We start from the raw sequence: 25,742 nt of genomic DNA on the forward strand, positions 1-25,742 counted from the left end.
CCGGATGAATTCTCCGGCGATCAGGCTGGTGCTGTGCTGGCACATGCATCAGCCCGAATATCGCGAGGCGGGCACCGGCCGCTACGCCCTGCCCTGGACCTATCTGCATGCCATCAAGGATTACGTGGACATGGCCGCTCACCTGGAGGCGACTCCCGGCGCCCGGGCCGTGGTCAACTTCGCCCCGGTGCTGCTGGAGCAGATCAAGGATTACGCCGATCAGGTGGCTGCCTTCCTGTCCCGGGGGGAAGCCGTTTCCGATCCGGTACTGGCCTTGCTGGGGGCGCAGTCGCCGCCCGCCGGTGTTACCGAACGCATGCAGCTGGCCGAGGCCTGCGCGCGGGCCAATCGCAAGCGTCTGATCGAGCCCCATGCGGATTATCGGATGCTTGTCGACATGCTGCCCTGGCTGCGCCAGCAACCGGATGCCGTGGCCTATCTGGCGGATCAGTATTTCTTCGATCTTGTGACTTGGTATCACTTGGTGTGGCTGGGTGAGACGGTCCGGCGCAAGGATCCCCGCATCGATTCGCTGATGAAGCAGGGGCGTGATTTCACGCCGGGACAGCGCAGGCTGTTGCTGGAAATCATTGCGGAACTGCTGGGGAATCTGATCGGTCGCTACCGGCGCCTGGCCCGGTCGGGGCAGGTGGAGCTGTCCTTCACCCCCTATGCTCACCCCATCATGCCCCTATTGCTGGACTTGAAATCCGCACGGGAAGCGGTTCCGGAAATGAAGCTGCCCGAGGCTTCCTCCTATCCCGGAGGCGATGCCCGGGTCCGCTGGCACGTGGCGCACGGCATGCGGGTGTTCGAGTCGCATTTCGGCCTGCGCCCGGCGGGTTGCTGGCCCTCCGAGGGCAGCGTCAGCGATGCCACCCTGCGGTTACTGGCCCAGGAGGGGGTCCGGTGGGCGGCTTCCGGTGAGGGGGTGCTGTTGAATTCCCTGCGCACATCATCCGTGAGCCCGCCGGCCGCGGATCGTACCTGGCTCTATCGTCCCTATCGTTACGATGCCGAATCCCTGGCAGTCTTTTTCCGGGATGATGCCCTGTCCGACTCCATCGGCTTTCGTTATGCCGACTGGCATGGGGATGATGCAGTGGCCGATTTCATTCACCAGTTGGAGCGGATCGCCGGTCAGCTGGCCGGCTCACGCAGGCCACAGGACCCACCGCCGGTGGTATCCGTCATACTCGATGGCGAAAATGCCTGGGAATACTATCCCAACAATGGTTTCTATTTTCTCTCCGCCCTGTATCCCAAACTGGTGGCGCATCCGGACATCGAACTCACGACCTTCAGTGACGTCCTGGATGACGGGCCGCCCCCGTCGGCATTGTCCCGCGTGGTGGCGGGGAGTTGGGTCTATGGTAACTTCGAAACCTGGATCGGGTCCGCGGACAAGAATCGGGGCTGGGACATGCTGGTCGACGCCAAGATCCATGTGGACCGGGTTCTGGCACAAGGCCGGTTGACGCCGGTCGAGGAAGCTGCGGTGCTGGATCAGCTGGCGGTCTGCGAGGGTTCCGACTGGTGCTGGTGGTTCGGTGACTACAACCCTTCCTCGGCGGTGAGCTTGTTCGAGCGTCTGTATCGTCAGCACTTGAGCCACCTGTACCGTCTCATGGGGGAAACACCTCCGGCTTATCTGGCACAGTCCGTGAGCCGGGGCAGTGGCGAGCCGGTGGCGGGCGGTGTCATGCGAACCGGTCAGAAATCCGAATGATGAAGGTGGTGGTTCAAGGTTCTCCCGTGTCCGGTCCATGCAGTTCGGTATCATCGGCGGGAGTCAGTCACATTGGACGGAGGCAACGTGTCCGTAACCGTTCCTGAAGCCCGGTCATTTCTGGACCGGCGCCGTGCCGGTATTCTGCTGCATCCCACCTCGCTCCCGGGCAGTGCCGCGCAAGGTGCCCTGGGACATGAGGCCCACCGCTTCATCGAGTTTCTAGAGGCCTGTGGCGCGACCGTCTGGCAGGTGCTGCCGTTGAATCAGCCCCACGCCGGTGGATCCCCGTATCAGTGCATGTCGGTACACGCCGGCCATACCGGTCTGATCTGTCTGGAAGCGCTGCGCCGACGGGGCTGGCTGGCGGAGGAAAAACCCGCCCATCGGGAACTGGGGTTGAGAAACCCCTTCGGCTGTATTGCGTTGCAGGAGGCCAGGCTGGGTTTTGAGGCCCATGCCGGTGATGATGAGCGGGCCGCCTTTGCCGCCTTCAAGTCACATCATGGGTACTGGCTGGAAGACTACGCGCTGTATCTGGGACTCAAAGCCGAACAGGGCCAGGCCCCTTGGTGGGAATGGCCCGCACCCTTGCGTGATCGGGAGGAGGGGGCACTGGCGGCGGCCAGGCAGCGGCTTGAGTCCGTGCTGGAACAATACCGTTTTGAGCAATTCCTGTTCTACGATCAGCTGCAGGCGGTGAAGCAGCATGCCAACCGCAGGGGGATACTCCTGTTTGGCGACATGCCCATCTTCGTGGCCAGTGACAGTGCCGATGTCTGGACCCATCGTCGCCTGTTCGATCTGGATGCCCGAGGTCTGCCCAATACCGTGGCCGGGGTGCCTCCCGATTATTTCTCGGCCACGGGCCAGCGTTGGGGGAATCCTCACTATCACTGGCGGAACATGGAGGCCGACGGATTCCAGTGGTGGATCGAACGCATCAGTGCGGCCCTGGAGATGGTGGACCTGATCCGCATCGACCACTTCCGCGGCTTTGAGGCCTATTGGTCGATCCCCGCGGACGAGGAAACCGCCATCAACGGTCACTGGGTGCCGGCACCGGGCAAGGCTCTGTTCGATACCTTGCGGGAACGGTTTGGCACCTTGCCGCTGGTGGCGGAGGATCTTGGCGTGATCACCCCCGAGGTGGAGGCCCTGAGGGAACAGAACGGCCTGCCGGGAATGAAAATCCTGCAGTTTGCCTTTGAAGGCGGGTCCGCCAATCCCTATCTGCCCCATCATCACCAGGAAAACTCGGTGGTGTATACGGGCACCCATGACAACGACACCACCCTGGGCTGGTATGCCGCCTGTGACGAGACGCTCCAGAGCCGGGTGAGGGAATATCTGGGTTTCCCCGATGAGTCCATGCCCTGGCCCCTGATACGCAGCGCACTGGCCTCGGTGTCACGCCTGGCGGTCCTGCCGATGCAGGACGTGCTGGAACTGGATGGGCATCATCGCATGAACACGCCGGGCACCCAGGAGGGTAACTGGTGCTGGCGTTTTTCCTGGGAACAGGTGCCCGACAGCCTGGCTGGATACCTTCGGCATCTCATCAGTCTCTACGGCCGGGTCTGATCCGGGGCGACGGGGAGCGGGGAACCGTCCTGGAGCAGGCTGCCGATGACATCTGCCGGCTGCGGATGGCTGAACAGGAAGCCTTGTCCCCGCGTGCAGCGATGCGCCATCAGGAAATCCCGCTGGGTCGGGGTTTCCACCCCTTCCGCCACCACCTCCAGACCCAGATTCAGGCCCAGTCCGATCATGGCATCGACGATAGCCATGGTCTGTCTGCAACGTGCGGGATCCCGTTCCAGCTCCGCAATGAAGGACTGGTCGATCTTCAGGCCGTGGACCGGCAGGTTGCTCAGGTAGCTCATGGAGGCATAGCCCGTTCCGAAATCATCCAGGGACAGGGTGAATCCGGCCGTTTTCAGCTCCGATAGGATGGCCCTGGCGTCGTCGATGGAGCGCATGGCCGTGCTTTCGGTGATTTCGAATTCCAGCAGCGCGGGGTCGATGTCGTGTTGTGACACCGTGGCCAGGACCTCGGTCACAAGGCCTTGTTTGTAGAGTTCCTGCGTGGTCAGGTTGATGGCAACCGGTACCACGGGGATACCGGCCGCTCGCCAGCGCTGGATCTGTTCGCAGGTCTTGCGCAACACCAGTGGGCCGAGACTGAGAATGAGGCCGCTGCTTTCCGCCACCGGTATGAAACGGTGAGGGGGCAGGAGCCCCTGTTCCGGGTGAAGCCAGCGCACTAGGGCTTCAAGACTCTGGATCTGCCCGGTGGCCATGTCGACGCGCGGTTGGAAATGGAGCAGCAGTTCATCCCGTTCCAGGCCCCGGCGCAAGGCTTGTTCCAACTGAAACTGATCCTTGAGCTGCTTGTCCATGGTGGAGGTGAAGAAACAGTAGGCGCGCCCCTCGCCGTCGTTCTTGCTGCGATGCAGGGCGGCATCACCTCGACGCATCAGTTCGTCCACGGTATCGGCATCTCCCGGGAAAAGGGCGATGCCGGTGCTGGCGGTGACCACTAGAGACTGGTCCTGGATGGTCAGGGGTTGTTCCACCAGCTGCTGGATGCGTTCCGCCAGATGCAGCGCGTCCTGGGTCTGTGCCATGTGCGCCTTGAGCAACAGGAAGTGGTCCCCACCCAGTCTTGCCAGGGTGTCTTCCTTGCCAAGCAGGCCCTGGAGCCGATCGGACAGGATGCGCAACAGTTCATCCCCCGCGGCATGTCCCAGGGAATCATTGACCCGCTTGAGGTCATCGACATCGATGGAAAAGATCGCCAGGTGATCACCGTTATGTCGGACCCTGACCATGGCGTGCTGGAGGCATTCCCGCATGACCGCCCGCTTGGGCAGGCCGGTGAGAGGATCATAATGGGCCAGGTAACTCAGCTGTTCCGACAGGGCCTTGCGGTCACTCAGGTCCTCGGACATCTTGACGAAATGAGTGATGTCTCCCTGGGTATTTTTCAGCGGGGTCAATGTCGCTTGTTCCCAGAAATGCTCCCCGGATTTCTTGCGTACGGCCAGTTCTCCGCTCCATATCCTGCCCGCGGACAGGTCATGCAGAATGCCGTCAAGATCCGGACTCATGGCCGCGTCATGGGGATGGATCAGTGCCAGGGGTTGGCCCTGAATCTCTTCTCGACTGAAACCGGTCAGTTGGCTGAAACGGGCATTGATGTATTCGATACGGGCTTCCCGGTCGGTAACCAGCACGATACTGGGACTTTGCTCCACCACCAGCGCCAGTCGCTGGATGCGGCTTTGTTGCCGCTTCTGTTCGGTGATGTCAATCAGTCCGCCGTAGAGCCGGACCGGCCCCGTGGGGTGTGATGAGGGGATGCATTCGGAGGTGGCCCTGACCCAGCGGGGCGGGCCAAGCTTGCTGCGCAGGCGCAATTCACAGCAGGAGGCCCGGCCGGGTTCAAGCTCGAGGATTTCCCGTTTGAAGATTGCCTGATCCTCGTCCAGGACCAGGAATTCCCAGGAGCCCCGATCACGGATATCGGCCACACTGTAACCGGTCATGGCCTGGATCGAGTCGGTCATCCAGTCGATCTGCAGTGTGCCCCGGTCATCCCTGAGGCAGGCATAGGCGATATCGCTGGTCACGGCGCAGATATGCCGATAGCGCGCTTCGCTTTCCTGAAGTTCCTTCTGGGCACGACAACGGATGATCATGCCGGCCAGATTTTCCGCGACCATGCGCATCTGGTCGGGCTGTTCCTGCCAGTGGTGAGCCGGCAGCTGCCCGAAGCTTTCCAGCAGCAGCAGGCCCAGGATTTCACCGTCGCTGATCATGGGGACCAGACGGACCGAGCGGGCGTTGTCAGGGCTGAGCAGCTGATGTTCCCGGGCAAATTCCGGGGGTTGTCCCGGCCCCTTTTCCAGCATCAACACCTCACGGGCTCGCATCCGGTGGGTGGTCCAGGGCAGTTGCGTGACATGCCATTGCCGGCGCAGGTCGGGTCCCGTCCCATCGCCTTCCAGGCCGGACCAGTGATGGGTAAGTTCCAGGGCGTTGCGATCCGGGGAATATTCCAGGATACGGCAGCGCTCTGCCTGGAAAAACCGTCCGATCTGTTGCAGTGCCTGCACCATGGCCGGGTCCATGTGCTCGATGCGGGTATTGACGAACAAGGACGAGATATTGGCCAGCATGGCCTGGAAGCGCAGTTGGTGTTCCAGGGAGTCCTGGGCATTCTGCCGTTCGGTGATATCCCGGTTGATCCCCCGATAGCCCATGAATTCACCGTGGGCGTCCATCACCGGGTTGCAGACATGTTCGACCCAGCGGGTTTCGCCGCTCTTGGTCAGGATCCGGAACTGCACCGGGGCACTGTCAAGTGTCCTGTCCGTGGCGGTCTTGTGCGATTGGTACCGGGGCAGGTCATCCGGATGGATGATCCGTTCCATGAGTTCGGGATCGTCCATGAAGTCTTCCGCGCTATACCCGGTGATACGCGCACAGGCGGGGGAGATGTAACGAAATTCCCCGTCATGGCCGAGCCAGAAATCCCAGTCGGGGGAGAAGGTCGCCAGGATGCGGTAGTTGTCCTCACTCTCCTGCAGACGGGCATAGGATTCCATCAATGCGTCACGCTGCTGTATGAGCGGGGTCTGGTCCACGATGCTGCAGATGAAACCCGGCTTGGCGCCATCCGGTTCCGGCAGGCGGATCAGGGCAATGTCGGCGATCAATGGGCGGCCGTCGGCCCGCCGCAGTCGAACGGCCTGGCAGTCCGAGCGTCCATCATGGCGTGCCCGCTCCAGTGCGTTTTCCAGGAAATTGCGGTGCTTTGCCTCGGATAGCTGGGTGAACAACCTGCGATTGAGGGCGAGGGTCCGGTGTGCGGCGCTGTTGGCGTCCTGCAGAAAGCCGCTCCAGTCAATCCGCAGGACCGGTAGCGGCAGTTCCTGATACAGGCGGCTGAACCGGCTCAGCGCCAGTTCGGTTGCCGTCTGGCTCTCCAGCAATGCCTCCTGCTGGATGCGCAGTTCGGCATGGTAGATGTGCAACTCCTCCAGGAGTGTCTCGACGTCCAGCTCACCCCGTTGCAGGGAGAACAGGGTGCTGTCGAAGCTGTGATCCCGCAGGATCTGCTTGGCTCTTTCACGCAGGGTGGCGGCGTTGAGCAGTGGCATCTTGGAGGCCATGAGTTATCCGAAGACGACGTTCAAACGTCCCAGGATACGGCAAACAGACAACTCGATGCACCCGTGGCCCCGCAGGCGGTCTCCCGAACGGTAGTGTTCTTGTGGACCAGCGATCGGAATAGGTGCTCAAAGGTTGCCGCATAGTAATCACAGACCGGCTCGTGGGCCTGGATTTCCTTGCAGATGGGGCCGCCGGTAATGCTCAGTTCCAGGCTCCGGTCGCGGTTGACCTGGAAACGGCCGCTTCCGGTGAAGGTCCAGGCATTGCGTGAAATGGCGGTCAGGAGAATGCGGCTGGCGGGTCCCGCCGGCAGTAGCCGGAGCAGTGTCTGGACCGGTTTGGGAATACGGTTGGCCAGCAGGTATTCGGCGGTCAGGCGGCCTGCCTCGAGGGAGACCGACCGCGCCTCTTCGGGAGTGAGGGTTTCCCGGACCACCCGGTGCAGGGCGGTCACGCCTTTTTCATCCACCATCTGGGTGGGCGGCTCGGACAGATAGTGCATCAGCCCGGCGGCTTCGAAGATCCGTGCGGTTACGGCCTCTCCCTGCTGGTGGGTCAATGCTTGAGCCATGCGGGTGATGGAGTTGGGACCGATGGTGCCGGGGGTATGTGCGTGCGCAGTCATGATGGGTGTGCAGGTTCAGGAGCGAAGACGGCCGGGACCGGCAGCAAGCCCAGTCCCTGGAGACTCCTTGTCAGGGTCATTGGCCACCGGGATGTTGGGTCTGATGGGTCGGAAACAGGGTTCGGGCTGACGGGAGCGAAGCGCCCAGTTCCACAGTGCCTGCGAGGGCAGGGGCAGTACCAGGAACCAATGCTCGAGGATTGCCAGGATCATCAAAATGGCCAGGAAGGTTGCCATGATGGCCTGGTGGGCGGAGACCTCCGGACTCAAGGCCATTTGTACCAGGAATACCGCCACCACCGTGGACGCGGTGACCGTCAGGGGGAACAGCAGATTCATGGGGCGCTTGCGGAAGTAGCTCTCCAGGTAGCGCAGATGATCCGGTAGCCACTCTTCATTGAGATTGCGCACGCCGAGGAAGACGTTGAGCTTGGTGCTGGTGCGCATGATCCAGAGGATGAGGAAGGTGTACAGGCCCATCTGATTGGCGCCCCCCCAGGTTACCCACAAAATGGCGACCGCACTGATCAGTAGTGCCAGTTCATGGTAGATGATGGCCTGGGTGGCGTAGAGGAATCGCCGCCAGCCACGGGCATTGTCCGGGCAGCGGGTACGCCGGGAGCCCGTGATCAGCCCCATGAGGAAGCTCATTTCCACCCAGCCCCAGATCAGGATGGCACAGGTGAAGGCAATATAGGCGCCGGCGACGGAGACATCCTGACTGGTGATGGCCAGACCGTACAGGGCCGCGGCGCCAAGCAGGGTGGCGCCAAGCATGCTCCAGCGATAGGTATGCCGGGGGAGTCCGTCCAGATAGATGATCGCTCCGGTGCTGAACCACCAGAGGAAGACCACATAGAGGATTGGCAGGCCGAACTGTGTCACGGATTCAGTTTACCCGGTTTCGCGGCCTAGCGCGCAAGGAGTGCCGCGGTCAGGAGTCCCTGGCCGCGTCCAGAAGCCGGCCGAAGGCGGCGGCGTTGGTGGAGCCGAAGGCATTGAGCTCGTAACGCAGGCCGGTGGCGGGATCTTCCAGCGTCAGACTGCCGTTGGACCAGCGTGTCAGGCGCAGGGGCGAGGGATCGCTTTTTTCCGCCTCGGTACGACGATCAAGGGCGATGATACGGATGACGGTGCGCATGAACCCGCCTTCGGAAGGGCTGAGCACCTGGAGGACCTGACCATTGGCGCCATCGAGCACCGCCAGATAGCCGCCGGGGCGATCTTCGGTGCGCAGGTCCAGAGTCTGTACCGCCGTGACCTGGGTCGCGCTGGATGGAGCCGCGGCATCGACCTGGGCTGGGGAGGATCTGGTGGCCGTGGCACTGGCACCGAGGTAATACACCCCCGCGCCCAGTGCCACGACCAGCACGCCCAGCCCGGAGAGCAACAGTGTGGTTCTGGATCGCTGGCTCGCCGGCTTCTCACTCATGATGCGGTCTGGCTCGAGGTCTGATCGGTACGTTTGCTGGGTGCGGAACCGGACAGCATGCCCGTCAGCTCGGGTCTGGCGTTCGGATCCGCAGGTACATATTCACCATGGATGGCCTTGCCCAGCAGCTCTGCAACGCGCTTGGCATCGGGGATGCAACGCAACATGGGCTGAGGGGTCAGCAGACGCCAGGGGCGAACATGGGGCCACATGATCAGGTAGGACACCCGTTCCGGCGGCTCAAGCACCAGGGCAATGTCGCCCGTTCCATCGGCGTAGGCCTTAAGTGACGCGGACTGGATCACCCGGTAGGGGAGGTTCACCGACATCTGTATGGCAACCCCGAAACGGATGACGATACGACGATTCGTGATGGTATAGACCGTGGCACGTGCCATCAGCCACGCCAGTAGGTAGAGCAGGGCTACCGCGGTCACGGACAGGGTCAGGACAAGGGCGATGTCGGCCAGTGCTCCGGGGATGGAGGCACCTTGCATCAGGCTGTAGCTGCCCCGGGCCGCAAGGAAGATACCCAGATAGACCATGACCTTTCTGACGTGAAAGGCCCGCCGGGCGAGGGCGCCCCACAGGGGGGCGCCTTGCCACAGGATGTGCTCCCCCTCGGGGGGGAGCTCGGGCAGACCACGGATCGGTTCAGGAGCGTGGTCGTCGTGACTCACAGGAAGGCTTCCCTGCGTTCCTTGGTGGCGTAGAAGTGACCACCACCGAAGTAGGCCATGATGCGGTCTTCTTCCAGGCGGGTGACGGACTCGGCATTACGGGTCACGGGGGCATCGGCGAAGTGATGGGACATCACGGACACCACGCGAACCTCGAAGGGACGACCGTCGATCATGCGCTCGCCCAGGCTGGCGCCTGCCTTGGCCTTGGCGGCGCGAGCCACCTTGGAGAGGAACATCGGCACCAGGACGGTGCGGTTGGCAATCTCGGAATTGACTTCCACCTCCAGATAGCGGGGCATGGCTTCGGAGCGGTCAACCCAGATGTCACGCACGGTGCCGGCCACCTTGCCGTCAGCGGCGTAGACGGGCATGCCGCGCGGATCGGGATCACGGGAAGGCACGCCGAAGCCGTGGCTGGTGACGCGCATGGGCACGATACGGGGCGTACCGTCCATGGTGACGTCGGGCTCGTCGGCACGCTGTGCCCAGGAGGCCGGACCCACGCCGTCAATCATGGGATTGCCGGTGGGCTCCAGCGGAGAACCGGGGAACTTGTTGGCCGGCTTGGCATGCACTTCACGGGTATCGGGGTTGCCGTTGGCGATGATGATGGCACCACCGTCGGCGGTCAGGAACTGCTTGGGACCGGGGACGGGCGGGAAACCCTGAACCGTGATGTAGGGGGAACGATCAGACTCCAGTGGATACCCCTCCCGCTTGTTTTCGCGGTGGAGGTAATAGACTAGGCCTGCAAAGAAGAACCAGAAGACGTACAGCGTGACTTGCGCGACATCCATATATTCAGTAATGGCACCGGTTGGCATTGCATTTCCTCCAAGTTTCGAGTGGGCCTAGCCGGGGAAGTCGGCCATGCCGAACCTCGATGAAGATTGCTCTCGGGAAACGCTCTTGCTGCGCACGAGCGGTCCGATCGCGACGAGTGTGGCTAACAACAACACTATTTCAATATGGTAGACCACCGCATAGCCAATTTCCGGACCGGTCAGGGACGGACCCAGCAGTTCCCTGCTGGTCATGGCATTGACGATGTCGCGAATCACACCCCCCAGGATGATCCCAAGACCCAGGGCGGTTGCCTGAACGGCGCCCCAGGCACCCAGTGCGATGCCGCTTTGTCCACCATTCTCCCGGCTCATGGCCGCAATCAATGTGCCCACGGCGAAAAAGCCTGTACCGAAACCGATGCATGTGGCACCGATACGGAACAGCAACGCCGAATCCATGGGTGCTGCAAGGATCACTGCCGTGAACGCACCAATGCCGATCAGTGCGCCCAGGGCCGAGAGCCGATAGGGGTTCCCGCCGCGGTTCAACCACCAGGCCGCCAGGGCCAGGGAGGCCAGGGTACCGCCCGCAAGCAAGGCCGTCAGTGTCGTTGTGGCACTGACGGACAACCCCAGAATTTCTCCGCCGTAAGGCTCCAATAATATGTCCTGCATCTGGAAACCGGCCGTTCCCAGCCCCACCACCACGAGAAAGCGCGCCGCATGGCTCTGACTCATGTAATTGCGCCAGGCTTCCTTGAAAGGTTGCCGCGGTGCGTTCTTCGAGGTGCGTGCAGGGTTACGTGCCTCTTGTTTCCATAATGCCAGACAATTTACAAGGAAAGTCACGACAGCCGCGCCTTGTATGACCTGGATCAGTTTCATTTCGCTGAAATCGATCAGCAGGGCGCCCAGGGTGAGGGCGCTGACCAGCATGCCCACCAGGAGCATGGTGTAGAGGAGGGCAACCACCCGTGGCCGCTTGTCTTCCGGGGCCAGATCGGTGGCCAGGGCCAGTCCCGCGGTCTGGGTGGTATGCAGTCCGGCGCCGGTCAGGAAAAAGGCCAGCGCGGCCGCCGCGGGACCCGCCCATTCCGGTCCCATTTCGCCGCCGGTGGACATGAGCAGCAGGGCAAAGGGCATGAAGGCCAGGCCACCGAACTGCATCAGCGTGCCGATCCAGATGTAGGGCACGCGGCGCCAGCCCAGGGCGGAACGATGGGTGTCGGAACGGTGTCCGATGAGGACGCGGAAGGGCGCGAACAGGACAGGCAGGGCGACCATCAGGGCCACCAAGGCCGCCGACAGGCCCAGTTCCACAATCATGACGCGATTGAGGGTGCCCGTTAGTAGAACGATGGCCATGCCCACGGAGAGTTGGAACAGGGACAGGCGCAATAGCCGCCCCAGGGGCAGATCCCGGGTGGCGGCATCGGCGAAGGGCAGAAAGCGCGGTCCTACATGGGACAGCGCTCTGGCGATCTGTCGGCTGACGGCCTTCACGTCACATCATTCCTGCCTGTGCTCAATTCCAGTGCCTGGGAGGTATAGAACCCCTTGGAAATGCGATGGGTCCGCATGGGTTTCCAGCCGTCGAGGGCGGGTTCGGCGGCAATCAGTCGTAGCAGTGTCTTTTCGGCCACCGGCTCGATGGCGGGGGAGCGGTCGCTCTTGGGGAATACCTTGCCCACCGTGTGCATGATGGCCAGGGCCGGGGTGCGCGGGGCAAAGGTGAACAGCAGTCCCGCATGGGTGCGGGCAGCCAGCACAGAGAGGGCCTGGACGATGTCCTGGGACTGATAGTGGATCAGGGAATCCATGGCCACCACATAGTCGAATTCACCCAAGGTCGGGTCCAGGTAGTCGCCCACATGGAATTTGATCTCGCCGGTACCCAGATCCTCGGATTGGGCCCGTTCACGGGCCATGTCCACCAGGTTCTGGGACAGGTCGATGGCGATCACGTGGGCCCCGCGACGGGCGGCCTCCACCGAGAGCATGCCCGTACCGCAACCGGCATCCAGCACCCACTTGCCGGTGAGGTCCTGCGGCAGCCAGTCCAGCAAGGTGTTGCGCATCTGTTCCCGACCGGCGCGCACTGTGGCGCGAATGTGGCCCAGCGGCGTGTCGGAGGTCAGCTTTTTCCAGGCATCGACGGCGGTCCGGTCGAAGTAGGTTTCCAACTGGCCGCGTCGCTTCTGATAAGAGGGAGAAGGCATCAGGAAAATCCGTGTGAGTCAAAATGGGGCGGCATGGACCCTGATTATAGTTGGCCGCGGGGAAGTCCTCATCCCCGCGGGCCGTCCATCCTGATCAGGGCAGGACATGCATGGGGCCGCGGCCGGCATGTGTCACCGACCGAAGTGTGCCTTGGCATCGTACAGGGTGTCGATTTCGATGCGACTGATCCCCCGTTCCTTGGCAAAGCGCTCGGTATTGCGTCGTGCCTTGCCGCGGACGAAGAACGGGATCTTGCGCAGTTCCTTTTCCGCTTCCGGAGACCAGACGGGTTCGCCGTCCGTCGGCGTCGCCTCCGGCTCCGGCTCTACCGTGGCGGCAGCGGGGCTTGTGGCCGCCTGGGCGGCCCCCACGGGGCGGGTTTCCGCCGGCGCGCTGGCGCCCAGATGTGAAGGGCCTGCCTCGGCGTGGAACTCGAAGTCTTCCCGGAACATGCCCAGCAGGTGTTCTTCCAGGCCCATCATCAGGGGGTGTACCCAGGTATCGAACAGGACGTTGGCGCCGCCAAAGCCCATCTGGGGGGCGTAACGGGCAGGGAAGTCCTGCACATGGACCGGCGCGGAGATGACGGCGCAGGCCACACCCAGACGCTTGGCGATATGCCGCTCCATCTGGGTGCCCAGCACCAGTTCCGGATGCAATTCCGCCACCTGGGCTTCCACTTCCAGATAATCGTCGGTGATCAGGGGTTCGATGCCGTACTGCTTGGCAGCCTCGCGTACCTCCCGGGCGAATTCCCGGCTGTAGGTGCCCAGCCCCACCACGGTAAAGCCGAATTCCTCGGTGGCGACCCGGGCCGCCGCGACGGCATGGGTGGCATCACCGAAGATGAACACCCGCTTGCCGGTGAGGTAGTTGGAGTCCACCGACCGCGAATACCAGGGCAGACGAGAATCGCCGTCCCCCAGGGCGGGCGCCGGGTCGACACCGGCCAGGGCGGCCACTTCGGCGATGAATTCCCGGGTGGCACCGACCCCGATGGGCACCACCTTGGTGAAGGGTTGCTTGAACATCCGCTCCAGCCACTTGGCGGCGGTGGCGGCGATCTCGGGATACAGGACCACGTTGAAATCGGCCTCGCCCAGGCGGGCGATGTCCATCGGCGTGGCGCCCATGGGGGCGGTCACGTGGACGTCGATGCCGAGGCTGTTCAGCAATCGGGTGATTTCCTGAATGTCATCCCGATGACGGAACCCCAGGGCCGTGGGGCCGAGGATATTGCAGCGTGGCCGTTGTCCTTCGGGGCGGGAAGGGCGCTCGGTGCCCGGCGCCGGGGCATGGGGGCCGGCCAGACCGCGAACGACCTGGTAGAAGGTTTCCGACGCGCCCCAGTTTTCCTTGCGCTGATAGGACGACAGCTCCAGCGGGATGGCGGGAACCGGCAGACCCAAGCCCTTGGCCAGACCGCCCGGGTCATCCTGAATCAGTTCCGCGGTGCAGGAGGAGCTGACCAGCATCGCCTGGGGTTTGAAGCGCTCGCAGGCCTCCCGGGCGGCTTCCATGAACAGTTCAGCCGTGTCCTGACCCAGGTCACGCCCCTTGAAGGTGGTGTAAGTCACCGGCGGACGCTTGTTGCGCCGCTCGATCATGGTGAACAGCAGATCCGCGTAGGTGTCACCCTGCGGTGCGTGAATCACGTAATGGAGGCCTTCCATCCCGGTGGCCACGCGCATGGCGCCCACATGGGGTGGGCCTTCATAAGTCCAGACCGTCAGTTGCACGACATCAGACTCTCAGTTTGGCCTTCCGCAGCAGCGGACGGGCGAAAAGTTCAGCAAGATCAGCCGCCTGGTCATAGCCCTGAATGGGAGTGAAGACCAGTTCGATGGACCATTTGGTGGTGATCCCCTCGGCTTCCAGCGGATTGGCCAGTCCCAGTCCGCAGACCACGACATCGGGCCGGGCGGCGCGACAGCGGTCAAGCTGCTTGTCCAGATGCTGGCCTTCGCTCAGGGTGGTGCCTTCCGGCAGCAGTGTCAGTTCTTCCGCCAGATGCTGGCGATGCAGATGGGGAGTGCCGATCTCCAGCAGTTCCATGCCGGCTTCCCGGTGCAGGAAGCGGGCCAGCGGAATCTCCAGCTGGGAATCGGGCAGCATGAACAGGCGCTTGCCCGCCAGTTGTTCGCGCATGCGGACCATGCCGCGCCGGGCGCGCTCGATACCCGGGGCGGTGACCCGGTCGAACAGGTCGCCGGCGACGCCGAAGGTATCCGCTACCGCCTTGAGCCAGCGGGTGGTGCCTTCCTCACCCAGGGGAAAGGGCGCGGCAATGCGGGTGGCGCCCCGCTTTTCCAGGCAGCGCGCGGTGTCCGCCAGGAAGGGCTGGGCCAGGATGTAGCGGGTGTTGGGGCCAACGGCCGGCATCTCGCGGGAATTGCGTGCCGGCAGGAACTGCACCCGGGTGATGCCCATTTCGTTGAACAGGCGCATGAACTGATCTTCCACCACGTCCGCCAGGGTGCCCACGACCAGCAGGTCGGGCGCGCTGTCGGCGGGGGCCTGGGGCAGTTCCGGGACCAGCGCCGCCAGGCAGGTGTCCTCTCCCTGGGTGAAGGAAGTTTCCAGGCCGCTGCCGGAATAGCTCAGGACCCGCACCTGGGGCTGGTGCTGCCGGGACAGTCGGGAGGCGGCCTTCTCCAGGTCCAGCTTGATGACCTCGGAGGGGCAGGAGCCCACCAGGAACAGCATGCGGATATCGGGGCGGCGTTCCAGCAGGCGGGCCACCACCCGATCCAGTTCTTCATTGGCGTCGGCCAGGCCGGCCAGATCCCGTTCCTCGATGATGGCGGTGCCGAACCGGGGCTCGGCGAAGATCATGACGCCGGCCGCCGACTGCATCAGGTGGGCGCAGGTCCGTGAGCCGACGATAAGGAAGAACGCGTCCTGGATCTTGCGGTGCAGCCAGATGATGCCGGTGAGGCCGCAGAACATGGAGTTCTGTCCCCGCTCGCGGATGACGGGGATGTCCGTCAGCTTGTCACCGCTCATTTGCTCGATCCTTCGGCGGGGGCGGTGCCTTGCAGGCGAGCGGCGCGCAGCTTGATCAGGAACTGGGCGGCGTTGACCACATAGACGGCATAGGCCACCAATGCCAGATACATCTGCTGTTCCGTGCTCAGGAAGTTCCAGAACAGGGACACCATGTAGGCGGTGTGCAGCGCGATCACCAGCATGCTCACCACATCTTCCCAGAAAAAGGCCTTGGCAAAGAGGTAGTGACCGAAGACGACCTTCTCCCAGATGGCGCCGGTAACCATGATGGTATAGAGAATGAGTGTCTTGAGGACGATGGAGGCATGGGCCAGCCAGAGACCCTCGCCGGTCATGAGGTAGCGCACGACCAGCCAGGCACTGATGATGAAGACAACGAACTGCAGTGGCGCCAAGATGCCCTGGACCAATGTCCACGGCGTCTCGTCGCGACGCCGGCGTTCTTCGGGAGTATAGAGTGGGCGGGGCTTGCGCTCACCGGCTCCAGCATGCTGCATTGCGCCTTTCTCCAGACAGCTCAACGTGGTGGCGTGAGTTTGTACAAGGGTCCCTGGTTTGTCAATCAAAGTGGACGTAAGCATTGGTTGACAATCCTTTATCGGGCAACCATGATTTTTGTGGGTAAAAAAGCGCCCTCGTCCTGCTAGACTGCCTGTTTTGAATGCCCGGAGAATGGCTGTGCTTTCCAGGCATTGACCGACTGTCGCCGCCACGGTGGCTTTCCGACGTCCTTGGGAGGGGTTGATGGTGACTGCGAGACGACCGACCAGTCGCGACGAGCGGGTGCCGACCCGAAGTCCTGGTGGGGAAATGATGGATCTGCACATGCTCGATGGTTCCTCCGCCAATGCGGATGGGGAAGGGCGATCTCTTGCGGCGGAGGGCGATATCTCGGATGCGCGGCCGGACCGGGATACCGAGCGTTTGAGAAGCGAGCTTTCCAGGGTCATCGAGGGGGAGATCATCCCCCGTCTGATGCTGGCGCACCGCACCCGAACCGGTGGCGACGGCCGCCGGCCGGGGAGCCGAAAGGGGGGGCGGTCCGTGACGATCGGCCCCGACACCGCGCCTATCAATGGACAGTCGGTGGCAGAGTTTGCCCGCTTGGTCATGGAGCATGATGCCGCCGCCGCCTCGTCCTATGTGGACATGCTGCGTGCGCGGGGTGCCACTCTGGAGATGATCTTCGTGCAGTTGCTGGCCCCCACGGCAAAGCGCCTGGGGGAATTGTGGGAGATCGATCAGGCTGATTTTACAGAAGTGACCGTGGGCCTTTGCCGGCTCCAGCACGTGCTGCGGGAGCTGGGGGGCATCTTCGAGGGAGAACTCGGGCACGAATTGCCCAGTCAGAAGAGGGTGCTGATGGCCCCGATACCCGGGGAGCATCACACCTTCGGTCTTCTGATGGTTTCTGAATTCTTTCGCCGCGCGGGTTGGGAAGTCACCTGTGACCCGGCGATCAGCGCCGCTGAACTGAATCACCTGGTGCATCGGGAATGGTTCGACGTGGTGGCTCTGTCCGTCAGTTGTGAACCGTTGCTGGAACGGGTTTCCGGCACGATCAAGGGGGTTCGTCGCGCATCCCGAAACCCTGCTGTCGGGATACTCGTGGGCGGACGCCTGTTCGTGGAAAACCCTCACCTGGTGTCCGTGGTGGGGGCCGACATGACGGCGACGGATGGCAATGAAGCGGTTCGTCGGGCCGAGGACATGCTGTTCCGGCGGGTGGGTTGCGTGAGTCAGCAGATTGGCTGATGTGATCCGGATACAGGATTTGATACCGATAAGCGTGGAGCGAGTGAAGCAGTTCAAGGCCCCAAAGCAGTCGCTCGGGGAGCTGAAGCCCGACCAGGTGGCGTCCCTGATCGCCGCGGCGGCGGATGTTTCCCTTGTGCTGGATGACGCCGGCGTCATCCAGGATCTCGCCTTTGGCAGCGATGAACTGTCCATGGAAGGGTATGGTCAGTGGTTGGGCAAGCCCTGGGTCGATACCGTCACCCTGGATAGCCGCAACAAGATCGAGGCCCTGTTGCGGGATGCCGGCGCCGACGGCAATACCCGCTGGCGTCAGGTGAATCATCCCTCGGGCCGGGGTGTGGATGTGCCGGTCATGTATTCCGCGGTCAGAGTGGGGGATGATGGCCGCGTGGTGGCCATGGGCAGGGATCTGCGCGGTATCGCCACCTTGCAGCGTCGTCTGGTGGAATCCCAGCAGATGATGGAGCGCGAATATTCACGCCTGCGTCATGCCGAGACCCGTTATCGCCTGTTGTTCCAGGTGGCTTCCGAGGCCGTGCTCATCATGGATGCCGCCACCCATAAGGTGGTGGAGGCCAATCCATCCGCCGGTGAACTGCTGGGGGATAGCGTGGGCAGGATGGTCGGCAAGGTATTTCCGGAAGGCTTCGATCTGGAAAACACCCAGTCCATTCAGGACATGCTGGCCACGGTGCGTGCCACCGGGTATGCGGAAGAAGTCAGTGTGCGTTCCCTTGGGGGCGAGCGTGAATTCATCATCGCCGCTTCCCTGTTTCGTCAGGACAACGCCTCCCATTTCCTGGTCCGGCTGCGTTGCCCGGTGCTGGATGCCCTGTCATCGGTGGGGCCGCAGATGCACTCCCGGGTACTGGCCATGGTGGAACGGGCACCCGACGGTTTCGTGGTCACCGATCTTAGCGGTCGCATCCTGACCGCCAATCCGGCCTTTCTGGAACTGGCGCAGATGCCGACTGAAGATCAGGTTCGTGGCCAGTCACTGGGGCGTTGGCTGGGTCGACCCGGCGTCGACCTCAACGTCCTCATCGGTAATCTGCGTGAACACGGTTCTCTACGCCTTTTCAGCACAGCCATGCGCGGTGAATACGGCTCGTCCACGGAGGTGGAGATTTCCGCCGTGGCGGTGCTTGACGCCGACAGCCCCTGCTTGGGTTTTACCATTCGCAGCGTGGGGCCGCGGCTGTCCCGCGATAGTGTGATCGCCCGGGATGGTCCACGTTCCGTCGAACAGCTCACGGAACTGGTTGGACGGGTGCCGCTCAAGGATCTGGTGCGGGAAAGTACCGACATGATCGAGCGCCTTTGCATCGAGGCCGCACTGGAACTGACCAATGACAACCGGGCTTCTGCCGCCGAGATGCTGGGTCTGAGCCGACAGAGCTTCTACGTGAAACTCAGGCGCTACGGCCTGGGTGACCTGGCCCCGGAAAACGAAGACAAGCTATGACCGGTAGAGCTTGCGAGCATGATTCACCCTTGATTTTCATGCCCCCGATGGCCGTGTGATGGTGGTGTCCATCATTCATTACTTATGGCGCCCGTGGGCAGTGTAAATGAAGCTTGACGATCCTGTTAGCCGCGTATAATTTACCCGCCATGTCGATTCCAGCACCCCGTGCAGTCCTTGAACTGCTCAAGCCCGTCACCTGGTTCCCGCCCATGTGGGCCTTTGCCTGTGGCGTCGTCTCATCCGGTGTCGCCCTGCAGGAGCGGTGGTGGCTCATCATCGTCGGCGTGGTCCTGGCGGGTCCGCTGATCTGCGGCACCAGTCAGGCGGTCAATGACTGGTTTGACCGCCATGTGGACAAGATCAACGAACCCCATCGCCCCATTCCCTCGGGGCGGATTCCCGGCCGCTGGGGGCTTTACATCGCCATCATCTGGACCATCCTGTCCTTGCTGGTTGCCACCTTGCTGGGCGTTTGGGGCTTTCTGGCGGCGCTCTTCGGCATGATCCTGGCCTGGGCCTACAGTGCCCCGCCCACCCGCCTCAAGCGCAACGGCTGGTACGGCAACTCCGCCGTGGCCATCTGTTATGAAGGGGTGCCCTGGTTCACCGGTGCCGTGGTGATGACCGTGGGCACGGCGGCCGCCGGTTTCCCCGACTGGCGCATCGTGGTGGTGGCCCTGTTGTACAGCGTCGGCGCCCACGGCATCATGACCCTCAACGATTTCAAGTCCGTGGAAGGGGATACCCGCATGGGTCTGGGTTCCCTGCCGGTGCAGCTGGGCGTGGAACGTGCCGCCCGCCTGGCCTGCTGGGTCATGGCCCTGCCGCAGGTGGTGGTGATCGCGCTGCTGTTCTCCTGGGGCGCCCTGTGGCATGCATTGGCCATCGCCGTGCTGCTGGCCGTTCAGGGGGGACTGATGCTGCGCTTGCTCAAGCAACCCAAGGAACTGGCGCCCTGGTACAACGCCACCGGCGTCACCCTTTACGTGAGCGGTATGATGATCACGGCTTTCGCCCTGGGCAGCATGAATCTGATGGCGTCGTGATCAGCACCTTGCCAGGGTAGTTTTCGGGGGGGAGTCGAGGCGACGGGTTCGCCGGACTCCCCTTTTTTGTGACTTTTTTCCGTGGTGTGGTAGTGAGCCGCGGAGCCGGACAAAGGTGAATCAAATGGCTGAAATGGAAACCTATGATGTGGTCGTGATCGGCGGCGGTCCAGCGGGGGCGACGGCCGCCACCGATCTGGCCAGGGCCGGGCGCAAGGTTCTGTTGCTGGATCGGGAAGGGCGCATCAAGCCTTGCGGCGGCGCCATCCCCCCCATCCTCATGACCGAGTTCGACGTGCCGGAAGAGGTGCTGGTAGCCAAGATTCGCTGCGCCCGCATGTTCTCTCCCTCCGACCGCAAGGTAGACATGCCCATCGACGGCGGTTATGTGGGCATGGTGGACCGCAAGACCTTTGATCCCTGGCTGCGCGACCGGGCCGAGCAGGCCGGTGCCGAGCGCCGCGTGGGCACCTATGAGAAGATCGACCGTGACGCCGACGGCACCGCCGTGGTGCGTTACAAGAATGCCGACGACGAAGTGGTGGGCGTGCGTGCGCGGGCCGTGATCGGCGCCGACGGTGCCCGTTCTTCCGTGGCCCGCCAGGAAGTTCCCGGCGCCGACAAGATCCCCCATGTGGCCGCCTACCATGAGATCATCAGTCGTCCCACCCGGCCGGACGCGGAATATGATCCCGAGCGCTGCGACGTCTATTATCGCGGCTCCCTGTCTCCCGATTTCTATGCCTGGGTCTTCCCCCACGGCGACACCGTCAGTGTGGGGGTCGGTTCCGCCCATCGTGGCTTCTCCCTGAAGGGTGCGGTGGATGAGTTGAGAAAGGCCGCCGGCATGGAAGACTGCGAAACCCTGCGCCGCGAGGGTGCTCCCATCCCCCTGTACCCGATGAAGTGCTGGGATAATGGCCGTGACGTCTTGCTGGCCGGGGATGCCGCCGGCGTGGTGGCTCCCGCCTCCGGCGAGGGCATCTACTACGCCATGCTGGGTGGGCGTCTGGCGGCGGAGGCCGTGCACAACTTCCTCACCTCCGGCAAGCCGGCGGACCTGAAACTGGCCCGCAAGCGCTTCATGAAACTGCATGGACAGGTATTCTGGGTGCTGGGCATCATGCAGCGCTTCTGGTATATCAACGACAAGCGCCGCGAGCGATTCGTGGCCATCTGCCGCGACAAGGACGTACAGGATCTGACCTGGCAGTCCTACATGTACAAGAAGTTGGTACGGACCCGTCCCCTGGCCCAGATCCGTATCTTCTTCAAGGACATGGGACACTTGCTGGGTCTGTCCAAGGTCTGAGGAGCGAGCCGTGGCCCAGTGGTTTGCCTCCGGTCTGGTCGTCGATCTGATCATCCTGGCCATGGTCCTGGAGGCGGCCCTGCTGGGCCTTTGGCACCGTCGTACCGGCCGGGGGATTGCCTTTGTCAGGCTCTGGCCCTTCCTGCTGGCCGGCGTGTCTCTCATGCTGGCCCTGCGGGCAGCGCTGACGGGGGCGGAGTGGTACTGGATCTCCTTCTGGCTGCTGGCGGGATTCGTGGCCCATGTAGCGGATCTGTGGCAACGCATGCGCTGAACCATGGATGCCATGACCTTCGATACTGCTTCCCTGCGCGACCCCCGTTCCAAGGGGCGTCATATCAAGGCGTGTCTTACCCAGCAGGTGCTTTACCAAAAGAGCACCGGCCTGGAACGCTTTGATTTCGTCAGTCAGGCCCTGCCTGAAATCGCCCTATCACAGATCGATCTTTCCGTGAGTCTGGCGGGGCGTGCCCTGTCCGCGCCGCTGATGATCGCCCCCATGACCGGTGGGGACCGGCGAGCGCTGGTGATCAATCATCGTTTGGCCCGGGCGGCGCAGCGCTGGGGCCTGGCCATGGGCGTGGGGAGTCAGCGAGTGGGCATTGAGGACCGCAGTCGGGCGCGTTATTTCGAGCTGCGCAGTCAGGCGCCCACCGCCCTGCTGTTTGCCAACCTGGGGGCGGCCCAGCTGGTGAAGGGATGGGGTAGGGATGAGGCCCTACGGGCAGTGGAAATGATCCACGCCGACGCCCTGTTCATCCATCTCAACCCCATCCAGGAAGCCGTTCAAGGCGGAGATCTGGATTTTCGCGGTGTCGCGGATCGTTTGAGCCGACTCTGTGAAGCACTCGAGGTTGCGGGTGTGCCGGTGTTTGTCCGGGAGGTGGGTTTTGGCATCAGTGAACAGGCCGCCCGGCAGTTACTGGCCTGCGGCGTGTCCGGCATCGATTGCGCCGGTGCCGGCGGGACATCGTGGGCACGGGTGGAATCACTCTGCGCGGATTCCGAGCGGGAGCGTCTGATGGGGGAGCGCTTCGGTGAATGGGGGATTCCCACCAGCGACAGCATCCTCAATGTGCGGCGGGTTTCCCGGAGCCTGCCCCTGATTGCCTGCGGCGGCCTGACCAACGGCATTGAGCTGGCCAAGGCCCTGGCCCTGGGGGCGGATGTGGGGGGCATGGCCAGGAGCATGCTGGTGAAGGCCTGTCAGGGGGAGGACGCCCTGAACCGTTTCATTGCCGACACCCTGGACGAGCTGCGGATCTGCATGTTCGGTACCGGCGCCGCCACCGTGGCGGCGCTACGGGGCACGGTGGTGTCCTGTCGATAGCTTCTTGGCGCACAACCCCGCGGTAGCTCATCGACGGGGCAATGTTTGTCAAAATGCGCACTCCATCACAGGCAGTGTTGCCTGTTCGGGTCTATACCTTTGCGTCATGGGGGAGTCCTTGCCGGTGTCTTATGCCGAAGTGAGGTGGTGCCATGGACAAATCACTCAATTCCGCTCCCGTTACCGCAAGCGCGGAACCCATTCCTCAGCGCATTTCCCGTGATCGCCCTTTTCACTGGCTATCCATGGGGGCTAGGGATTTCTTGAAGGCCCCCGTGCCTGGACTGATCTACGGCTTGCTGGTGGTACTGCTGGGTTATGCCATTCTCTGGGGTGTGAGAGCCGAGCCCTTTCTGGTGCTGACCTTCCTGGCGGGGTTCCTGCTGGTGGGTCCCTTGGCTGCCATGGGCATCTATGAAAGCAGCCGCCTGCTGGAACAGGGACGGTCGGTTTCCTTCATGCAGACTTGGCGGGTCTGGCGGGAGAACCCGATTGTCATCGGTCTGTATATTGCCTTCCTGTCGGTGGTCATGATCGCCTGGATTCGTTTTACTTCCCTTATGCTGGCACTGTTTTTTGACCGTCTGCCCGCGGGATTGCAGACCAGTTGGACATCCTTGTTCAGCACCGTGGAAGGTCTGGGATTTTTGGGTATCTTCATGGCCAGCGGCGCCCTTGCAGCCTTGTTGGTGTTCATGACCGGGGTGGTCACCCTGCCCATGATCACGGACCGGCGCGGCGAAATCATCGACGGTGTGGTGACCAGTGTGCGGGTGGTGCTTCAGAACCCTGCCGCCATGGCGATATGGGCCGGGCTGCTGGTGGTCCTGACGGCCTTCGGGTTTGCAACCCTGATGCTGGGACTGATGGTGATCCTGCCGATTCTGGGGCATGCCACCTGGCACGCCTACAGGGAGTTGGTGCACTGGTGAAGTGATGCGCCCGAACGGTTGTGGGATGGGTCAAATCAGCGGAAACATCATGGTCAGGGTCCAGCCCAGGAAGGCGGCCATGGCCAGCCCCCCGGCCCAGGGCCGTTGCGCCGGCAGGCTCACCAGCAGGGGCAGGGCCAGCATGACCGGCAGCAGGGGCAGGATGATGAGCAGGAACATCATGCCGTCCACCACGGCGGCGGCAATGCCGACGGTGACCATGGTCACCAGGGTGATGCCCAGGCCAAGGCCGAAGCCCCGGATGCCCTCCCGTCCCAGCAGGGCGGTGGACAGGGCCAAGGCCCAGGGCAGGATCAGCAAAGTCAGCACCGGCAGATAGGGCAGGCGGTGCAGCGGGGGCCACCAGGCCAGCCAGACCTTGGCGCCGAGCACACCGAAGGCCAGCATCAGCACGCCGAACATGACCATTCCCCAGCCCAGGTCCGACCATTCCGGGCGGGGCGGTCGGGTGCCCAGGGCCAGCCAGAACAGGCCGGCCAGGGCCAGCCAGAGGGCGAACTGGGGACTCACCAGGATGCCCCCCAGTCCATCCAGATAGATCACCTCGCCGATACCGATCAGGGCCAGGGTGGCTCCGATACCGCTCAGGGCGGCGCGCAGCAGGGGGCGGCGCGTGTGATCCAGCCAGTCCGGATGCATGCCGAGCAGGGAAGGGGATTCCCGGTGCGCGAACAGGGGGACCAAGGCACGCCAAAGGATCAGGACTGCCAGCAGGTGCAGTAGCCACCAGGCCAGGGTGGGATTGGGCGAAACGTCCGGGATCGAAAGATCCCAGGCGCGGGCAAACCAGGCCAGGGAGGCGGCATGGGCCTCGTGGCGGAACAGGATGCCGATGTGTTCGGCATGGGGAATGACGGTGAGGGTGCGCGCGGTGCCCTGCAGGGGATCTCCCCCCTCGCCGCCGGCCTGTTCCAGCAGGGTTTTCGCCGCCGCCAGGAAGGGGCCTTCCCAGGCGCCGGCCATGAGCATCAGGTTGCGGGGGCTGTCCGGGCCGACCTCGCTCTGGCCGGGGGAGATGGCCACCACGGCGCTGACATCGTCCAGGCGCAGCCTGCCGGCGTCGATAGCGGCCCCGGCTCCCAGGGAATGCCCCAGCAACCCCAGGCGCTGGTGGTCTACCTCGGGACGGCTCAGCAGCAGATCCAGGGCGGTCTGGACATCCCGCTGAAACTGTTCTGGATCATTCCACCAGTCCAGGGGGGCCTGATTGCGACCGTGACCACTCAGGTCCGGCAGGGCCACCACGACGCCGGCGCGGGCCAGGGTCAGCGCCCAATGGCGCATCAGACGGTCGGAGCCGGCAAAGCCGTGGGCCATGACCACGCCCGGCGCCGGCTCGGTCACGGCGGGCAGCAGCAGAGTGACGGGGACGCCGTCCCGGGTGAGGGACAGACTCTGCACACCCCGTTCGGCGGCCAGTACCATCCACCAGGCCAGGGCCATGAGCAGCACCGCGATCAGGGCGGCGCCCAGGCGCAGGGGCAGATATCTGTTCATTGTGAGGCGATCCCCACCCGGGACTCGGCGGGGAGCCAGGGAAGGATCTGTTCCGGGTGATCAATGGCGGCATCCGCGCCCCAGGTGGCGGCTGCCTGGGCGTCGTCGATATAACCGTAGAGGGCGACCAGGGTATGGGTCCCGGCGGCGCGCCCGGCCTGGATGTCCCGCTCGGCATCACCTACGTACAGACATTCGGCCGGTTGGCAGGCCGCCTGTTCACAGGCCAGCAGCATGGGCATGGGATGGGGCTTGCGCTGGGGCGTGGTGTCGCCGCTGATGACGGTGACGGCCCGTTGGTGCAGATCCATGGCGCGCACCAGTGGATCGGTGAGCCAGGCCGGCTTGTTGGTGACGATGCCCCAGTTCAGTCCCTGGTTCTCGATGGCCTGGAGCAGGGTCTCCATGCCCGGAAACAGGCGCGTTTCCAGACACAGATAATGTTCTGCGTAAAGATTCAGGAAACGCAGCCTGAGGGTTTCGAAGCGATCGCCCTCGGCGTCGGGAAAGGCCAGTCTGACCAGGGCCGCGCCGCCGTTGGAGACCTGGTTACGTACGGTTTCGAAGGGCAGTGCCGGCACGCCCTGTTCCCGTTGCAGGGCAACCAGGGCGGCATGCATGTCCGGGGCGGTGTCCGCCAGGGTGCCATCCAGGTCGAACAGCACGGTTCGCAAGGGCTCGCGGCTGGGCATGGACTGGTTTCCCCGGCTGAGT

General features: G+C 63.3%; 22 protein-coding genes. 9 read left to right on the forward strand and 13 right to left on the reverse strand.

The window, feature by feature from the left end; genetic code table 11:
- Positions 1-4: 4 nt before the first annotated feature.
- Positions 5-1,729, forward strand: a complete 1,725-nt coding sequence (locus ACLF6L_RS05605; RefSeq protein ID WP_238616577.1) for a glycoside hydrolase family 57 protein — start codon at positions 5-7, stop codon at positions 1,727-1,729.
- A gap of 87 nt (positions 1,730-1,816) precedes the next feature.
- Positions 1,817-3,313 carry a 4-alpha-glucanotransferase gene (gene malQ / locus ACLF6L_RS05610; protein ID WP_412852541.1) on the forward strand — a complete coding sequence of 499 codons (1,497 nt, stop codon included), beginning with the start codon at positions 1,817-1,819 and terminating at the stop codon, positions 3,311-3,313.
- Here the strand turns inward: malQ and ACLF6L_RS05615 are convergent.
- The 11 genes from ACLF6L_RS05615 to bchF form a co-directional block, all read right to left on the reverse strand.
- A complete protein-coding gene (locus ACLF6L_RS05615) occupies positions 3,298-6,909 on the reverse strand; it encodes an EAL domain-containing protein (protein ID WP_412852542.1) in 3,612 nt (1,203 codons plus the stop codon). The two genes, malQ and ACLF6L_RS05615, sit on opposite strands and share 16 nt — an antisense overlap.
- A 20-nt stretch (positions 6,910-6,929) precedes the next feature.
- Complete coding sequence (gene bchJ / locus ACLF6L_RS05620) at positions 6,930-7,535, reverse strand: bacteriochlorophyll 4-vinyl reductase (protein ID WP_412852543.1); 606 nt, start codon at positions 7,533-7,535, stop codon at positions 6,930-6,932.
- 15 nt (positions 7,536-7,550) lie between these two features.
- A complete protein-coding gene (gene puhE / locus ACLF6L_RS05625; RefSeq protein WP_008932210.1) occupies positions 7,551-8,420 on the reverse strand; it encodes a putative photosynthetic complex assembly protein PuhE in 870 nt (289 codons plus the stop codon).
- Between the two features lie 49 nt (positions 8,421-8,469).
- Positions 8,470-8,967, reverse strand: coding sequence for a photosynthetic complex assembly protein PuhC (gene puhC, locus ACLF6L_RS05630; protein ID WP_412852544.1), 498 nt, complete (start codon positions 8,965-8,967; stop codon positions 8,470-8,472).
- Complete coding sequence (gene puhB / locus ACLF6L_RS05635; protein WP_238616582.1) at positions 8,964-9,647, reverse strand: photosynthetic complex putative assembly protein PuhB; 684 nt, start codon at positions 9,645-9,647, stop codon at positions 8,964-8,966. Before puhB ends, puhC begins: the two co-directional genes overlap by 4 nt.
- A complete protein-coding gene (gene puhA, locus ACLF6L_RS05640; protein WP_238616583.1) occupies positions 9,644-10,474 on the reverse strand; it encodes a photosynthetic reaction center subunit H in 831 nt (276 codons plus the stop codon). Before puhA ends, puhB begins: the two co-directional genes overlap by 4 nt.
- A 27-nt stretch (positions 10,475-10,501) precedes the next feature.
- The gene (locus ACLF6L_RS05645; protein WP_238616584.1) at positions 10,502-11,938 is read right to left on the reverse strand and encodes a BCD family MFS transporter; all 1,437 of its coding nucleotides are present in this window, start codon (positions 11,936-11,938) and stop codon (positions 10,502-10,504) included.
- A complete protein-coding gene (gene bchM, locus ACLF6L_RS05650) occupies positions 11,935-12,654 on the reverse strand; it encodes a magnesium protoporphyrin IX methyltransferase (protein ID WP_412852545.1) in 720 nt (239 codons plus the stop codon). Before bchM ends, ACLF6L_RS05645 begins: the two co-directional genes overlap by 4 nt.
- A 132-nt stretch (positions 12,655-12,786) precedes the next feature.
- Positions 12,787-14,394 (reverse strand): ferredoxin:protochlorophyllide reductase (ATP-dependent) subunit B, encoded by a 1,608-nt coding sequence (gene bchB / locus ACLF6L_RS05655; protein WP_412852546.1) that lies wholly within the window; start codon positions 14,392-14,394, stop codon positions 12,787-12,789.
- Between the two features lie 4 nt (positions 14,395-14,398).
- On the reverse strand, positions 14,399-15,661 hold the full coding sequence (locus ACLF6L_RS05660; protein ID WP_412852547.1) for a ferredoxin:protochlorophyllide reductase (ATP-dependent) subunit N: 1,263 nt from the start codon (positions 15,659-15,661) through the stop codon (positions 14,399-14,401).
- Entirely contained in the window at positions 15,658-16,161 is a 504-nt protein-coding gene (gene bchF, locus ACLF6L_RS05665) for a 2-vinyl bacteriochlorophyllide hydratase (protein WP_412852548.1), read from the reverse strand. Before bchF ends, ACLF6L_RS05660 begins: the two co-directional genes overlap by 4 nt.
- A 247-nt stretch (positions 16,162-16,408) precedes the next feature.
- Between bchF and ACLF6L_RS05670 the strand changes: the two genes are divergently transcribed.
- The 7 genes from ACLF6L_RS05670 (at position 16,409) to ACLF6L_RS05700 (ending at position 23,510) form a co-directional block, all read left to right on the forward strand.
- Positions 16,409-17,419 carry a B12-binding domain-containing protein gene (locus ACLF6L_RS05670; protein WP_412852549.1) on the forward strand — a complete coding sequence of 337 codons (1,011 nt, stop codon included), beginning with the start codon at positions 16,409-16,411 and terminating at the stop codon, positions 17,417-17,419.
- 1 nt (position 17,420) lies between these two features.
- The gene (gene ppsR / locus ACLF6L_RS05675; protein ID WP_412852753.1) at positions 17,421-18,887 is read left to right on the forward strand and encodes a transcriptional regulator PpsR; all 1,467 of its coding nucleotides are present in this window, start codon (positions 17,421-17,423) and stop codon (positions 18,885-18,887) included.
- Between the two features lie 149 nt (positions 18,888-19,036).
- Positions 19,037-19,936: a chlorophyll synthase ChlG gene (gene chlG / locus ACLF6L_RS05680; RefSeq protein WP_040405525.1), complete on the forward strand. Its 900-nt coding sequence runs from the start codon at positions 19,037-19,039 to the stop codon at positions 19,934-19,936.
- 124 nt (positions 19,937-20,060) lie between these two features.
- Positions 20,061-21,248 (forward strand): geranylgeranyl diphosphate reductase, encoded by a 1,188-nt coding sequence (locus ACLF6L_RS05685; protein WP_238616592.1) that lies wholly within the window; start codon positions 20,061-20,063, stop codon positions 21,246-21,248.
- Between the two features lie 10 nt (positions 21,249-21,258).
- Complete coding sequence (locus tag ACLF6L_RS05690) at positions 21,259-21,522, forward strand: hypothetical protein (RefSeq protein WP_238616593.1); 264 nt, start codon at positions 21,259-21,261, stop codon at positions 21,520-21,522.
- A 12-nt stretch (positions 21,523-21,534) separates the two neighbouring features.
- Positions 21,535-22,578 carry a type 2 isopentenyl-diphosphate Delta-isomerase gene (gene fni / locus ACLF6L_RS05695; RefSeq protein WP_238616594.1) on the forward strand — a complete coding sequence of 348 codons (1,044 nt, stop codon included), beginning with the start codon at positions 21,535-21,537 and terminating at the stop codon, positions 22,576-22,578.
- A 275-nt stretch (positions 22,579-22,853) separates the two neighbouring features.
- Complete coding sequence (locus tag ACLF6L_RS05700; protein ID WP_238616595.1) at positions 22,854-23,510, forward strand: DUF2189 domain-containing protein; 657 nt, start codon at positions 22,854-22,856, stop codon at positions 23,508-23,510.
- A 30-nt stretch (positions 23,511-23,540) separates the two neighbouring features.
- On the opposite strand, the gene ACLF6L_RS05705 is transcribed toward ACLF6L_RS05700, so the two are convergent.
- Entirely contained in the window at positions 23,541-25,028 is a 1,488-nt protein-coding gene (locus ACLF6L_RS05705) for an alpha/beta fold hydrolase (RefSeq protein WP_412852550.1), read from the reverse strand.
- The gene (gene gph / locus ACLF6L_RS05710; protein WP_412852551.1) at positions 25,025-25,720 is read right to left on the reverse strand and encodes a phosphoglycolate phosphatase; all 696 of its coding nucleotides are present in this window, start codon (positions 25,718-25,720) and stop codon (positions 25,025-25,027) included. The genes ACLF6L_RS05705 and gph overlap by 4 nt, the downstream gene beginning before the upstream one ends.
- Between the last annotated feature and the right edge of the window lie 22 nt (positions 25,721-25,742).

Source organism: Ectothiorhodospira shaposhnikovii (assembly GCF_047222355.1).
Classification (GTDB): domain Bacteria; phylum Pseudomonadota; class Gammaproteobacteria; order Ectothiorhodospirales; family Ectothiorhodospiraceae; genus Ectothiorhodospira.